Origin of the sequence: Methylobacter sp. BlB1 (genome assembly GCF_015476545.1) — a bacterium.
Lineage (GTDB): Bacteria > Pseudomonadota > Gammaproteobacteria > Methylococcales > Methylomonadaceae > Methylobacter.
Map to the genome: position 1 here is coordinate 1 of NZ_JADMKV010000055.1, position 13,741 is coordinate 13,741.

Below are 13,741 nucleotides of genomic sequence, written 5' to 3' on the forward strand. Positions count from 1 at the left end.
GCAACGACAAAGTCCCTCGGTAATTAGTCCGTCAGTTTCCCTCGGTAATCACACCGTCCCCGTGGGAGCGATGCCTTTATGCCCTTTGGGTATTCATCGCGATTTAAAATCGCCCGACAAGTTGCGATGTAGGCATCGCTCCCACCCCAGTTACCCGAATTGAAAACCAGGTCATTATCAAACAGCATAACGACGTAACAATCCGCCTCTGCGCAACATCAATTAAATAGGCGGATTTGATGCCCCATTGGTTAATTGATTTTTTGATCAACTCTTTATGGTTATTAAAGCGTTGAATATGATAGTTATATGGAAACTCTATAATTCCTCGCACACATCCTTCAGTTCCAGGGATGGAAAAAACGGCACCTGAGGCGGAAGACCATGAATCATTCACCTTATCGGCTAGGTTTTACCACGCTTGGCACCGAGACTCGCATCGACGATTTGCCTGTCCAGGGCGCTGTTCCCACATGGCTGCAAGGCACCCTTTTTCGAAACGGTCCGGCCAAGTTCGAGGTGGACGGGCAGCGATATAATCACTGGTTTGACGGTCTCGCCATGCTGCACCGGTTCGCCTTCTCCGACGGCCGCGTTTCATACGCCAATCGCTTCCTTCATAGCCGGGCCTATCGGGAGGCCATGGCACTGGGGAGGATCAGCCGGCGCGAGTTCGCGACCAATCCCGTCCGGACCCCTCTGCAGCGTGTCGCTGACCTGTTCTTCTCGAAATTTACCGATAACTGCAGCGTCAACATCAGCAAATTCGGGGATGAGCTCGTGGCTCTGACTGAAACCCCGCGGCCTTTCCGGTTCGACCCGGAAACACTTGAGACGCTCGGCGCCTATGATTATCAGGACGGGCTCACAGGACATGTTTCAACCGCCCATCTGCACTTCGACTTTCAGCGGATGCGCCACTATGGCTATCTGCTGGAATTCGGCCTGCAGAGCCGGTATCACCTCTACAGCATGGCTGCGGATGCCGGACGGCGCGTGCGGGTTGCTACCTTGCCAGTGCGAAAGCCTGCTTATATGCACTCATTCGGGATGACGGAGCGATACCTTGTCCTCACCGAATTCCCGCTGGTGGTAAATCCGCTAAAGCTGCGGTTCAGCGGCAAGTCTTTCATCCGGAATTATGACTGGGAGCCGGAGCGCGGCATTCATTTCCATGTGATCGACAAAGAGACGGGGCGTCTGATGACGTCGGCCCGCTCGATGCCGTATTTCGGCTTTCACCACGTCAACGCCTTCGAGGAAGACGGCGAGGTTGTGGTCGACATTGTGACCTATCCCGATGCCGGCGTCATAGATCTGCTCTATCTGGACCGCCTTCGCTCGGACCAGCCATTGACGGCTCTGGGCAAGCTGACGCGTTTCCGTGTCGGTTTGAACGGTGGGGAGAATGTCGCAATCGAAACGCTTTCCGAGACCCCGATGGATTTTCCCCGCTTCGACTACCGAAACCGTGCCGGACATCCTTACCGTTACGTTTATGGCGTAGGCAGCGAGATCCCCGGCAATTTCAACGACAAACTGGTGAAGCTGGACCTTGAAGGGCGGCAACACGCATCCTGGCACCGGAACGGTTGCTATCCGGGCGAGCCGGTGTTTGTGTCAGCTCCTGATGCGTTGAAAGAAGATGATGGGATCATCCTTTCTGTCGTACTGGATGCCAGGAAGGAAACTTCTTTCTTATTGATCCTGACGGCTTCCGGCTACGAAGAGCTGGCTCGCGTGGAGGCGCCTCATGCTATTCCCTTCGGATTCCATGGCAACTATTTGAAAGAAGGGAATGGGCCGTTGTCATTTCGGACGCTCCACAGTTGAGCCATGGCGCAATGAGCGGCGGCGAACAGGTTCAGAATAAGCGTGTAATGGCTATCCTGGTCGGATGTCCGGCAAGATTCCTCGATCAATAGCTTATTTACTGAAGTTACGACAGGTACCCTGTCCTTTTTGGCAACCCCTGCGGGCGCGAGAACCCGATTAAATAAAACTGTCGCACTAGCGGCACTTTAGTCCGGAAAGTTACGCGATGCGTGCGAGGCTGTGAAAGTATTAATGAAAACGTCATGAAAGCCTTATTCACCACGAAGGTCACGAAGGATAAACAAGCTGATCAACACATTCAGGACTTACGCAGTTTGCTTGGTCAACCGTCGAAACAAGCGATTTTAAAATCTGTGGGGGCGACTTCGCCTAGAGTGCCCCCACAGGCTTGCGTAAGTCATGACATTAAAGCTTCGTGTTCTCGATTGCTGTTCCAGACGCAATTCTACCGCCCTCATTCTTGGCGGCGTTCGAGCCCTTCGTGGTTAAATGTTTATTAATGGCATGTCTTAGATTCTATGACTATCCGCGCCATTACTTAATGATGCTGCCGGGTTTTTAAGGCTTCCGCTGTTTTATGGTGCATCTGAAAATAAGCAGTTGCACGGATTTATGTTTACACCTTACTTTTTTTACAATGATTTAAGCTAAGCAAAATTTGATGGTCAGTAGTTACAAATTCTTTCATGTAATCAAGCAGCTGGAGAGTTGATGTGACACTTGTGCGATACTTGCTTGTCGGCGTTGCGAACACATTGGTCGGATTAAGTACCATTTATTTTGCCATGTACGTTTTGCAACTGGGAATTGTGTCTGCAAATGCGTTCGGCTATTCAGTCGGCATTTTGCTGAGTTTCGCTTTGAACAAGACCTGGACTTTCAGTAATGACGATCACGTCGCTGCCAGTTTTCTGCGTTATATGCTGGTGCTGGCCGTAGCGTACTCGGCCAACCTCGCCACGGTCCTATTTGCTGACGCTCATTTCGATTTAAACCAGTATGCTGCGGTTCTGTCTGCCGGCACTCATTTCGATTTGAATCCCTATATGGCTCAAGCAGTCGGCATTATTCCCTACACGGCCATCGGTTATCTCGGCAGTCGCTACTTTGCTTTCCGGATACCGAGAGACGCAGAGGCAACGATGGATCATCCGGATGAGATAGCCGTAGTGAATACGGAACCTCTGATTTCTCGGCCGATTGATGCAAGCATTGTTGTGCCTTGCTACAACGAGGAGGCTGTGTTATTGGAAACAACCCGGCAATTGGCAGATTTGTTGCAGCCGCTTATTGCCGAGGGAAAAATTGCGCCAAGCAGCCGTGTGTATTACATCGACGACGGTAGTCGCGATCGGACATGGAAATTGATAGAAACGTTGTCCGAGACCCACGAATTTATCCACGGCATCAAGCTGTCGCGCAACCGCGGTCACCAAAATGCTTTATTGGCGGGCCTGTTGACAACGGAAGGCGAGGTGGTCATCAGCGCAGATGCCGATCTGCAGGACGACCTGTCCGCCATTAAGAAGATGATCGATTATTATGCGGCCGGCTACGATATTGTGTATGGCGTCAGAGATTCCCGCCAAACCGATACCTTCTTCAAGAGCGTTACCGCAAAAGCCTATTACCGCCTGTTAAGCGCCATGGGCGTGGAGATTGTCTACAATCATGCTGACTACCGTTTAATGAGTCGCCGAGTCATTGAAGCGCTGAGAGAATTTGACGAAGTCAATTTATTCCTTCGCGGAATTATTCCTCAATTAGGGTTTTCGTCAACGCTTGTCTATTATGATCGCGCCGAACGTTACGCGGGTGAGTCGAAATACACGCTGAAAAAAATGCTCTCATTCGCATGGCAAGGCATCACGGCTTTCTCGGATCTTCCTTTGCGCCTTATTACCGGTTTAGGTCTGACGGTATCGCTGATCAGCTTCTTGTTTTCAGCCTGGGCAATTACGATCCGTTTGTTTACTCATGACGCGGTTCCAGGCTGGGCCTCCACTGTTTTGCCTATTTATTTTCTCGGTGGCATACAGTTATTATGCCTTGGCGTCCTAGGTGAATACTTGGCGAAAGTTTATTCGGAAACCAAACGGCGCCCGCGTTATATCATTGAGAAAGTTATTTAACCGTATTTAATCCAGGCTATTTTAGGGCGTAGAAAAGCGCTGCTAATAAGTATTTAGAAGAAATATTCATGTTTTCTCAATTGCATAGATTTGATAATTTAATCCATTATAAGCCAGTTTATATCCATGCCTCTTCAAACACTCAGCAATTAAATAGCCATTCATGTCCACAGGCTTGTCAGGATAATCAAATATAAGAAACACATACGGCCTTGCACTGTTTTCAGATAGATAATCCGACATTCTTTGTTCGTCTTCTTTATTCTGATAGGCCATATAAAAAGGGGTGGAATAAGGTATTTCAGAATCGGTCAAATAAGTAAACAAATAGGCCTTACTGCCATAAAACATAAAATTGGAATGGGGATCGGATGCTCTTAATTCATTCACCTTTGATAGTACGCTTTCAATCTGGTCTTTTCTTTCCCTGCTGGTTTTAATCCATCTTAATTTTTTATGATCAACCTCCGCAGTCAATTGCCTTATAGGTTGATCCTCGTATGTTCTGCCTAGTCCTGCCTTATTGAAAATCGACAGGCCGATCACAAAAAGAGCCAGTAAACGTATATTAATAACGTCCTCTTTTGGCAGGTGGATATTTCTGAATTGATATAATAAGACAGGCATCAGAATTATATATCCACTGCTCAATTTGAGCAGGCCTGTATCGGAACCGAGAGCAGGTACAAAGCCTAACATGATGCAGAACAAATAGACCGCAATATCATCCTGATTGTTTTTGCGATAGGAATCGTACAGCAGTACCAGCAGAATCCATAAAACAATCGCGGAATAAAATAACGATATGTTCCAGTTATAGGCGGGCGGAATGATACGGACCAAAAGATAGAGAGAGATAATTACAGAGAGTATGACGCGGATATAAACCGCTGATATAGATAATGCGCTAAGCTTGTCGTAAATCAGGGCCAGAAGAGATAAAACCGCCATCATCTCAAAGACTATAGCCCCGTCTCTCGCTTCGGACTTTAATACATTAAATAATGAATGGGTGGCGCCAAGCTGCGGCGACGAGGTTCCAGTTATAATAAACAGTGTTCTTAATAGAAAAAATAGAACAGAAAAAGTAACTAAGTAACTCCCTGTTAAAATAATACCCTCCCGGGCTGATAATTTTTTGCTGTAGACTTGAAAGCATAAAATAGACAATACCGGAAAAACCACAACAATGCTTGGCAGACGGGCTGATGCGACGAGCGCCGTTAAAGCACCTACCAATACCAAAAGTAAATACCCACCGTCTCTTAAATAAAGTAAAAATCCCGTTGCTATTAACGATAGGAAGAATAATGAGATGACGTCATAATTCAATATATAACTGTTTAATGTAGTGGAAAAAATTACAGCAAGTGCTAGATAACGCAGCTTTATCTTTATGTAATCATTTCGTGATAAAAAAAATACCGGGATTGTTATGGATATAATCTCTAATAGAGTTGCAGAGATTCGAAAGGATATGATGCTGTCGCCAAAAATGGATGCCCACCATGATCCTATTGAAACCGATAAAAATGTCACATTGAAAAATTCAAACCCATGGCCAGCGTAGCCAATGTACGTAAAAGGGCCGTCGGTATAATCCAAGCCGTATTGAATGAATAAAAACGGATAAATAGCTATAAAAAAAATATAAACCGAATATTCGAAATAACTGTTAAATTTCAAATAAAGCGTGTTCATATGGATTACTCCGAGAGGGGCATGGTCGGCACAAATCGGCCACCTGTTCAGGCAAGGTTTATAAACAATCCCACTCAACGGCCGAAGATTGGCTGTTCGATGTGACTTGGCAGGAAAGTGGCGCGACTCTATGCAGTTGTCATTGAAAGGCCGCTTTAACGGCCTTTCAATGCCTGATTTCCAGTTTTAGTTTATTCCGCCGGCGTTGCATGGTGCTTGCTGTGTTCCGGTACGGTATCGTTGCCGTGTTCGCTCGCCTGGGCGTCGAACCATTCATGGAGCGCCTGGACGTACTGCGGATATTCAGTCGAATAATGAATCTGCCCGCCGTTTGCCAACGCTTTATATTCAAATTTTATATCGTCGGCTTCAGCCTTTTTCAACTGGGCCAAGCCCGGCATGTTGGGGTCGTGCATGCGTTCCGTCGCGGAAAAATCGCCTTTTCTGAATTCATCGGCAATTTTTTGCAGGTGGTCCTGGATTAATTTTATTGCCTGGGTATTGTTTGGTGATTTGGCGATGACATGCTGCACGCCGCCGTGAACGGTCTTGGAAAATGTCTGCAGGGTTTGGTCCAATGAATAGGGCACTGCTTGCTGCTGGCGCTGATGCACTTCAGCCTTCTGGTCCGGGCTGGCTTTTTCCAGGGCTGGTGCCATTGGAGAAAAAAACAAAAGCCCAATAAATAATAAGAGGTAATGTTTCATAATCGCACTTCACGTTGAGTTAAAACCAAATGAAAACACCGTATCTTGAAACTTCACCATAACAGACCCGGTTTTTGTTGATCAGGTTCAATATTCGGCTGTGATTTAGCTTCAGGCCGGATTGGAACTTCACGGAAGCCGTGCATGATGAGCCAAGTGGAGCCCTTTATGATCAAGAGCATCAGGATTGATCAATCGCAACAAACCTAGGGCACGCGCTGTTTCACGGTTCTATCACCATGAAGCATACATTCCGGCCTGTGTCAGCCCGGAATCATGAGTTTCGCGTGATGCCCGATTGACGCAATGGATCTACAGCAGCGCTGCGCTTTGTGAGGCTTGTGCCAAATAACGAGCAATTTCCGAGGCAAGGTCAAAATCAGGGACGGTCACACCAATGTCTTCCGCCTCTTGCTGCAATACGCCGCATTGCTGTTTTAAAGCATCAGTCGCTGTTGTAAAAAACGCTTCGTCTGAAAGTGCGAGCGTATGCAAGACTTGAGACAGATAGGAATCCAAGGCCGAATATTCAATGTGCAGCTTAATCAGTAGCTCCAGATCGGAAGTTTGTCTGCTGGCCTGTACAAGCAGAAGTTCAGCAGCGCGTATATTGGCCACGATGTCGTTAAGATGCTGTCTTGCGGAAGCTTGTTTCATTTTCTCATCCTCATGTTTGGCGATTGTTGCTCAATTCAATGATTTCAAGATCATCGAGGCGGCTTGAGCGGGCTTTGTTCCGGAGTCCTTTCCCACCGGCATGGATAATCGTACGGGTTGAATTGATGACGTCAGCAAGCATCAACCTGATGGCGTCTGTTTTTCCATTCTTTACTTTTGCACCTGTTGACCGCCAGCCGTTCATTCAGTTCTCGGGCGCTATAGAGGGTAGAACTGCGACTGCAACCTGACAAAGTGAATTATCGAATTCTCAACGTTTGGGGATCAGATAAAATGCTTAAGCGATCGGCTGCAAGACCGAATTAGGTAATGGGACGAATTTATTTTTTTAGAGAAAGTGATCACAATTACAAAATACGTTAGAGGAGTTTTTGTTGTGCATGGATTGCTGAATCATGCGAATCACAGCACAGAATTCAGATGGTTTGGACCAGGTTAGGCGCTTGATCGCAGGCTGGGAGCAGAAAACGAATAATGGAACGGTGGCAAGTGCGTGGCTCAATTCCATTGATTCCGAGTTTCTGGGCAATTTTATAGTGCGAACTGTTTAGGAGAATGTCATGAATAGTAGCAGACCCGGTACAGAGAGCGGCGAAGTTAATGTGAAAAAGGGTAATGGTGGAACTAGCGCCCAGCAAGGACAACAAAGTCAACAAGGGCAGCAAAGCATGCAGCAAGGTCAACAAGGACAGCAAGGCATGCAGCGTTCGCCTTCAATGGGTAGAGGGTTAATGTCATTTGATGAACTCGATAATTTGTTTGATGACTTTTTATCACGCAGATGGCCCCGATTGTTCGACTGGAATTTGCCCACGATGGGCATGGAGAGAGGCTCTGGCGGCCGGGGTATGATGATGGGAAGGGGCGTTCCCAAAGTCGATGTCGTGGAACGTGACAAAGAAATCGAGGTTCAGGCGGAGTTGCCTGGCGTTAAAAAGGAAGATCTGGATGTGTCGATCAACAATCAGATCATGACTATCCGTGCTACCACCCAGGAAGAAAAATCAGAGGGAGAGGGCCGATATTTACGCCGGGAAATGACGCGGGGCGAATATCAGCGCACATTGTCTTTGCCCGACTATGTCGATGAAGATAATGCTAAAGCAACATTTAAAGATGGCATATTGTGCGTGACTATTCCAAAAATGGAAAAAAGCCAGCGTAAATCTATACAAATACAGTAGTAGCCTGACGGGCTTCGAAATTCTGTGAGGGATAAGATATTTGCCATCCTGTCTATAAAGTTAAAATGTCATTCGATATTGAATAAACGCTGCGGACGGGATAGATATCCCGTCCGGCTCATTTAATGAGCAAATTGGCTGGGATTCCGCGAAGCTCCATATTCTCAGCCTGGGACTACAGTCTCGCTTATCGCGTTATTGAAAAATAACGCAACAGAACGGTTATGGATTGGAAAGGGCTTTATAGACTCCTGGGTGACACCGCCGGTACGCATTCATCCTGATAGCCAAGATGTGTAACAGGCTATTTGTCCTGGATACGACCGCTGTGTTAGAGTTGTCGGACAAGCTGTGCGGCTGGCGGCGGTATTTCATAGCGCCAGCTCTGTTCAGCAGTTAGTAACAACACCCGTCAGTGAGAAGGATTTCCATGGCCAATGATTTCCCCAAAACCCCTTACGATGCCTGGCAGCCGCAACGCTGCCATCCCAATGCGCCTGCCGGCGGAGGCGGTCCCGGTTGCTTCACTAGCGCCGATCCTTTTCTTCGATCCAGCAGTTCTGGCTGGCAAGGTCTGCCCCATCCCGACTCGCCGGCGGCACGCTACCTGACGCCGCAGGAGATCCGCGCTCCGGCTCTCGCCGAACGGGTGCACGCCGTCGTCGAAGCCTATACTCGGGCTCTGCGCTTGGCGCCTGCGGCGGTTTACCGGGAAACCGGCTGCCAGTTGGATCAGGTTATTGACGGTTTACTGCCCGGCCTCCTGCAGATGCTGGCGGCGCTCGGCATCAGCGCCATGGCGGGCGCCAGCACCGGTGCGGCTGTCGGCTTCTTTCTCGGCGGCGTAGGCGCCGCGCCCGGCGCGATAGTCGGCGGCCAATTAGGCCTGGAAGCCGGCACTGCGCTGCTTGCCTGGATGGGATTGGGCTTTCTTGCGGCCGCGATCGGCCAGGGAATGGGCGAGTTGGCAGGCGTTCTCAGGCGCGCCATCCGTTGCGCCGGAACATCGTTACCCGCCCTTCGAAATCGACAGGGCGGCTGAAGATCTGGCCCGGGCGGCAGGCATTTTATTCCGCCTGATACTCCAGGGCCTGCTGGCTTATGTGCTCAAGAACGGCGCGGTCAGTGCCGGCCAGGCCGCGGCATCGACAGGCCAGGCTGTCATCAGAGGCGGCACTCGCACTGCCGCCGACGCAACGCTGGCCGAAGTCTCCGCGCTGCTGCGGCAAAGCAAGTTGCCGGACGGGTTTGCCGTCTGGCTTGAAAAGAACTGGGACGATCTGAAACGGAATCCCAAACTGGCAAGCAATAAAACCGACACGCATAGTTCATCTCAATCATCATCGGCAGCGACGCCACCGGAATTGAAAGCCATGAGAGAAAGACAGGGGCGTGATGATGTCGCGGAAACTTCCGGTAATCAAAGTCAACCTGTCGTTGAAAGGACCAATCATGAGAAGGTTGCTTCCGGTGAACGAAGCGCTCGTGATAATACAGCTTTGATTAAAGAAAATAGTACTACCAAAAATCCTGCCAATGCCGTTAAATTGAGTAAACAATTAGCTAGTGAGCAACAGCTTGGTGAAGCCGGTATTCCAGTAGCTGGAGCAGGAACGAAGACTGTCTTGAGAGATGCAAACAGGCTTGTTAACGAGTATGGTGGTAATGCTTCTGATTGGGCTAAGCGCTCAAGTACACAACATACAGCAACAGATGGTCGTAAATTTGAAACTCATTGGTATGAAAATTCTGTAACTGGACAAAGGGTTGAGCCAAAAACGATTGTCGAAGAATATCTTAAAGGGCCTAAATAAAATGGAAACTATTAATGAAAAGTCACGAAAAGAGATTGTGGATGCCTGTCTACGAATAGTTAATAACGATGTCGATTTCATCGACGGATGTAGAAAGTTAGTCTCTTTGAGAAACCGACTTAATTTGGAACAGGACTCAGATTTTCTCTCTTTCGTAGGAGTGGTATCTGAAACGGATGACTATCCTAGCCCAAATATTCGCACCAATTTTAGTAAGGATTATCTAGATCAAATTGATAAAGAGATCGCAGAATATGTATCTCAAGTTCGATTCTCAATTATTGATGCATGTAATGTTCTCATTATGAAATATAAATCCTGATGGCCGTATGACGGATGCTTCGTATGGTGGATTTACCTTGGCAATCCACCAACAAGCGGAGCCTTTACACGATAAGATGCGCTAGTTTGGGATGCTGCCGACGACAGGAAACCCATCGTTCACGATCGATGCGCTTCACTATATTCAGCGCAATAACCGAGGAGCCCGTATATGGGGCAGCATCAGTGAAACCCCAGTCATTAGAAAACAAATTGGCTGGGGTTTCCTGAAGTTCCATCCCATCCAGGCCTGCGACTACAACCCAGCGTGCCGCGTTTTATTAACCATCTCGCCCTGGAGCCAGCGTTCAATCACCTTGATTACATAAGCCTCCTGCTCCGGCGTCAGGGCATGACCTTTGGGGATTCCATGCCATTTCTCCAGGCAGCCGCGGCAGCAGCAGGCGGTCGCGTGCTGGGCGACGAAAACCGGATGCCCGCGAAAAGGGGTTTGTTTTCCATCATTGTCAATCACGGCCGGCGCCAGGCGTTTGGCGATGAAGTCCCGGGCATGATTGATGACTGTGGGCAGGCCTTTGGTTTGCAGATAAACGAGGTCCTTGCTCTGGAGATGGAATTTACGGCGGAAAGCCGATTTTGATAGAGCCGCGAAGAGTTCGTCTAAGTCACGCATTTTTTGAATTTAAGCCACGAAGACTACGAAGTACACGAATTTTACCTGGATTTTTCTTCGTGTTCTTCGTAGTTCATCAATCCCCTTGAGACTAGCGCGCCACCGCTTCCACTTGCACCAGATTATCCGAAAACGTCGGCGCATGGCCCATGTTGACGAATTCGGCGGAGCTGATGACATTAACCGTGCCTTTGTTCAATTGCCGCCAGTAGCCTAGCGTAGCGACAACGATGCCGGGATTGACGTCATCGGTGATTTTGGCGTCGCCCTCGAAGCCGCCGCGATCGTTGAAGACACGGACCTTGTCGCCGTCCCTGATGCTGCGCGTTTCGGCGTCCACGGCATTGATCAGCACGAACTGTTCGCCTTGGCCGCGGATTTTCTGCGCCATGTTGGCGTAGCAGGAATTCAAAAAGCCGTGGCTCTTGGGCGAGATGATATTCAGCGGATATTTTTGAGCCAGCTCCGGATTGGTTGCAGCGGTTTCTCGGGAAGGCACATAGTCGGGCAGGGTGTCGAGCGGTTCGCCGGGCTGAAAATCAGCATACATCTGCCGGAAAGGCCCGGCTACGAAATTTCCGTTGGCGGCCGACTCAGATTTGAGCTCGCATTTGCCGGACGGCGTCGGGAAATTGCCTTCCTTGTGCGGCGCGCGCGTATCGGGTGTGCCGACTTTCAGACGGGCATAGCCGTGCTTGCGCAGATAGGCCAGATCGATGCCCTCGCAAGCCGGCGAGCTCCAGTCGATATAGCGTTCAAGGCATTCGGCGTCGGACCATTTGAACTGTTCCTCCTCAAAACCCATGCGTGCGGCCAGCCGCCGGAAGATTTCGTTGTTCGGCACGGCTTCGCCGGGCGACTCCACGCATTTGGCGTTGTAAGTCAGATAGAAATGGCCCCAGGACAGGATGATGTCTTCCATTTCGGCGCCCATCGAGGCCGGCAGGATGATGTCGGCATAGGCGGCCGTGTCGGAGATGAAATGTTCGGCCGACACCAGGAACAGATCCTCGCGCAGCAGGCCCTGGACGATCTTGTCGGTTTCGGGCGCCTGGGTTACGGGATTGGAATTCCAGCACATCATGGATTTGATCGGCGGGTCCAGCGGCAATTCGCCGGTCAGCGTGCGGCCGATCTGCAGATTGTTGACGACGCGCGTGCCTTTGGGGATCAGGTCCGGACGGCAGATCTGGTCGAACTTGTACGGATGCTCCCAGACCGGCATCTGGTAGATGCCGCCGCCTACATCGCGCCAAGCGCCGGTCAGGGCCGGCAGGCAGCAGACTGCGCGAATGGTCTGGCCGCCGCCGCGATGGCGTTCGAGCGCGACGCCGATGCGCATGGCGGCGGGCTTTGTGGCCGCGTATTCGCGCGCCAGCGTCCGGATGTCCTCGGCCGCGATGCCGGTGATCCCGGCGGCCCACTCAGGCGTGCGCGTTTTGGCGCGCTGGGCCAGTTCCTCATAGCCGACGGTATGATTGGCGACGTAGTCCCGGTCGATCAGGCCTTCTTCGATGATCGTGTGGATCATGGCCATGGCCAGAGCGCCGTCGGTGCCGGGCTTGGGCGCGATGTGCCAGTCGGCCTGCTTGGCGGTCCGGGATGCGTAAGAGTCTATGACCACGACCTTGGCGCCTTTCTTTTTGGCGTCCATGACGAAATGCCAGTGGTGCAGGTTGGTGCTGACGCTGTTGCAGGCCCATATCACGATGTATTTGGCGTGAACGAAACTCTCCGGGTCCAGCCCGCCGGTCGGGCCATTGGTCAGCAGCCAAGCCGTCGCCGAGCCCTCGCCGCAGAATGTGCGTTCGCAGACGGTCGCGCCCAGCCGGTTGAAGAAGGCATCGCCGCCGTTCAGGCCATGAACGAGGCCCTGGTTGCCCAGATAGCTGTAAGGGATGATGGCTTCGGCGCCGTATTCGGCGATGATGGCTTTCCAGCGCGCGGTAATTTCGTCAAGGGCTTCATTCCAGGTGATGCGTTCGAATTGCCCGCTGCCTTTGGGCCCGGTGCGGCGCAACGGATAGAGCACGCGGTCTGGATGGTAATGGCGTTTTTCAAAATCCTTCAATTTGACACAGAGGCCACCGCGGGTCATGGGGTGGCCGGCGTTACCGGTGACGCCGGTCAGCTTGCTGTTCTCGACTTCAAACACCATGGCGCAGGTGTCGGGGCAATCGTGCGGGCAGGCTCCGGGATGTGTAGTTTTTACGGCGGCGGCCATCTCAATCTCCTCTTGTGTTATTTAAGTTGTATCGATTCGCGACAATCTTGTGATGCTATCACGAATCTTTCCAACATCTCAACGAGGAGCAGGGCAAGGCCGGGGCAATCGCGCTATGTTTTCTTTTTTCCAAAGATCAGTTCTGCACGATAACGGCCATTCAAACAAGCCCGGAGTTTGCGCCGGTGCAGGCTGTCTTTGCTAGGCCCGCTGTTATTGAACAGATTCAAAGTCGTTCGTCGGATTAAAGCCAGCTTCAGCCATTTTCTGAAATGATTAATTATCACTGCTATTCCTTGTCGGCATAAAGATCGTCAACAAGCTTTTTGAACCAGACGGGAAGAAAAATGACGAGGAACAAACCGAGCGTGCTGGTAAATGGGATGGGACCTACGCCCAGCACGGTAAAAACTGTCAAAACTACAGCACATTTGAGTCTGGCTCGGGTAGAGGGCTTCATAATAGGCATTTTCCAGTTTGGGTTTATCGGATTCAATCATGACGATATAA

12 protein-coding genes are annotated in these 13,741 nt (G+C 50.3%); 5 read left to right on the forward strand and 7 right to left on the reverse strand.

The annotated features are described in order from the left end of the window. Window positions 1-384: 384 nt before the first annotated feature. Complete coding sequence (locus IT781_RS17030) at window positions 385-1,833, forward strand: carotenoid oxygenase family protein (RefSeq protein ID WP_194971380.1); 1,449 nt, start codon at window positions 385-387, stop codon at window positions 1,831-1,833. Between the two features lie 716 nt (window positions 1,834-2,549). Beyond that, a complete protein-coding gene (locus IT781_RS17035; protein ID WP_194971381.1) occupies window positions 2,550-3,968 on the forward strand; it encodes a glycosyltransferase in 1,419 nt (472 codons plus the stop codon). A 66-nt stretch (window positions 3,969-4,034) separates the two neighbouring features. Here the strand turns inward: IT781_RS17035 and IT781_RS17040 are convergent, their stop codons facing one another. The 4 genes from IT781_RS17040 to IT781_RS17055 all read right to left on the reverse strand — a co-directional run bounded on the left by IT781_RS17040 (window position 4,035) and on the right by IT781_RS17055 (window position 7,238). Further along, on the reverse strand, window positions 4,035-5,669 hold the full coding sequence (locus IT781_RS17040) for a hypothetical protein (RefSeq protein WP_194971382.1): 1,635 nt from the start codon (window positions 5,667-5,669) through the stop codon (window positions 4,035-4,037). Window positions 5,670-5,860: 191 nt separating this feature from the next. Next, window positions 5,861-6,376: an aspartate carbamoyltransferase gene (locus IT781_RS17045; RefSeq protein WP_194971383.1), complete on the reverse strand. Its 516-nt coding sequence runs from the start codon at window positions 6,374-6,376 to the stop codon at window positions 5,861-5,863. A gap of 312 nt (window positions 6,377-6,688) precedes the next feature. Continuing rightward, window positions 6,689-7,033, reverse strand: a complete 345-nt coding sequence (locus IT781_RS17050) for a hypothetical protein (RefSeq protein ID WP_194971384.1) — start codon at window positions 7,031-7,033, stop codon at window positions 6,689-6,691. A 10-nt stretch (window positions 7,034-7,043) separates the two neighbouring features. After that, window positions 7,044-7,238, reverse strand: coding sequence for a hypothetical protein (locus IT781_RS17055; RefSeq protein WP_194971385.1), 195 nt, complete (start codon window positions 7,236-7,238; stop codon window positions 7,044-7,046). A 376-nt stretch (window positions 7,239-7,614) separates the two neighbouring features. Here IT781_RS17055 and IT781_RS17060 point away from each other — a divergent pair, with 376 nt between their 5' ends. The 3 genes from IT781_RS17060 to IT781_RS22465 all read left to right on the forward strand — a co-directional run bounded on the left by IT781_RS17060 (window position 7,615) and on the right by IT781_RS22465 (window position 10,052). After that, window positions 7,615-8,238: an Hsp20/alpha crystallin family protein gene (locus IT781_RS17060; protein WP_228779237.1), complete on the forward strand. Its 624-nt coding sequence runs from the start codon at window positions 7,615-7,617 to the stop codon at window positions 8,236-8,238. 430 nt (window positions 8,239-8,668) lie between these two features. Continuing rightward, window positions 8,669-9,280 (forward strand): DUF6861 domain-containing protein, encoded by a 612-nt coding sequence (locus IT781_RS17065; RefSeq protein ID WP_194971386.1) that lies wholly within the window; start codon window positions 8,669-8,671, stop codon window positions 9,278-9,280. A gap of 61 nt (window positions 9,281-9,341) precedes the next feature. Next, window positions 9,342-10,052 carry a hypothetical protein gene (locus tag IT781_RS22465; protein WP_228779238.1) on the forward strand — a complete coding sequence of 237 codons (711 nt, stop codon included), beginning with the start codon at window positions 9,342-9,344 and terminating at the stop codon, window positions 10,050-10,052. A 577-nt stretch (window positions 10,053-10,629) separates the two neighbouring features. Here the strand turns inward: IT781_RS22465 and IT781_RS17075 are convergent. The 3 genes from IT781_RS17075 to IT781_RS17085 all read right to left on the reverse strand — a co-directional run bounded on the left by IT781_RS17075 (window position 10,630) and on the right by IT781_RS17085 (window position 13,691). Then, a complete protein-coding gene (locus IT781_RS17075) occupies window positions 10,630-11,007 on the reverse strand; it encodes a DUF4186 domain-containing protein (protein WP_194971387.1) in 378 nt (125 codons plus the stop codon). A gap of 91 nt (window positions 11,008-11,098) precedes the next feature. After that, entirely contained in the window at window positions 11,099-13,231 is a 2,133-nt protein-coding gene (locus IT781_RS17080; protein ID WP_194971388.1) for a molybdopterin-dependent oxidoreductase, read from the reverse strand. A 289-nt stretch (window positions 13,232-13,520) separates the two neighbouring features. Continuing rightward, complete coding sequence (locus IT781_RS17085) at window positions 13,521-13,691, reverse strand: hypothetical protein (RefSeq protein ID WP_194971389.1); 171 nt, start codon at window positions 13,689-13,691, stop codon at window positions 13,521-13,523. Window positions 13,692-13,741: the final 50 nt, after the last annotated feature.

What these genes read in the sequence shown, in the direction of transcription:
- IT781_RS17045 (WP_194971383.1), bottom strand. Translation starts at nt 6,376, where the DNA reads ATGAAACATTACCTCTTATTATTTATTGGGCTTTTGTTTTTTTCTCCA.
- IT781_RS17080 (WP_194971388.1), bottom strand. Translation starts at nt 13,231, where the DNA reads ATGGCCGCCGCCGTAAAAACTACACATCCCGGAGCCTGCCCGCACGAT.
- IT781_RS17055 (WP_194971385.1), bottom strand. Translation starts at nt 7,238, where the DNA reads ATGAACGGCTGGCGGTCAACAGGTGCAAAAGTAAAGAATGGAAAAACA.
- IT781_RS17065 (WP_194971386.1), top strand. Translation starts at nt 8,669, where the DNA reads ATGGCCAATGATTTCCCCAAAACCCCTTACGATGCCTGGCAGCCGCAA.
- IT781_RS17030 (WP_194971380.1), top strand. Translation starts at nt 385, where the DNA reads ATGAATCATTCACCTTATCGGCTAGGTTTTACCACGCTTGGCACCGAG.
- IT781_RS17060 (WP_228779237.1), top strand. Translation starts at nt 7,615, where the DNA reads ATGAATAGTAGCAGACCCGGTACAGAGAGCGGCGAAGTTAATGTGAAA.
- IT781_RS17085 (WP_194971389.1), bottom strand. Translation starts at nt 13,691, where the DNA reads ATGAAGCCCTCTACCCGAGCCAGACTCAAATGTGCTGTAGTTTTGACA.
- IT781_RS17050 (WP_194971384.1), bottom strand. Translation starts at nt 7,033, where the DNA reads ATGAAACAAGCTTCCGCAAGACAGCATCTTAACGACATCGTGGCCAAT.
- IT781_RS17075 (WP_194971387.1), bottom strand. Translation starts at nt 11,007, where the DNA reads ATGCGTGACTTAGACGAACTCTTCGCGGCTCTATCAAAATCGGCTTTC.
- IT781_RS17040 (WP_194971382.1), bottom strand. Translation starts at nt 5,669, where the DNA reads ATGAACACGCTTTATTTGAAATTTAACAGTTATTTCGAATATTCGGTT.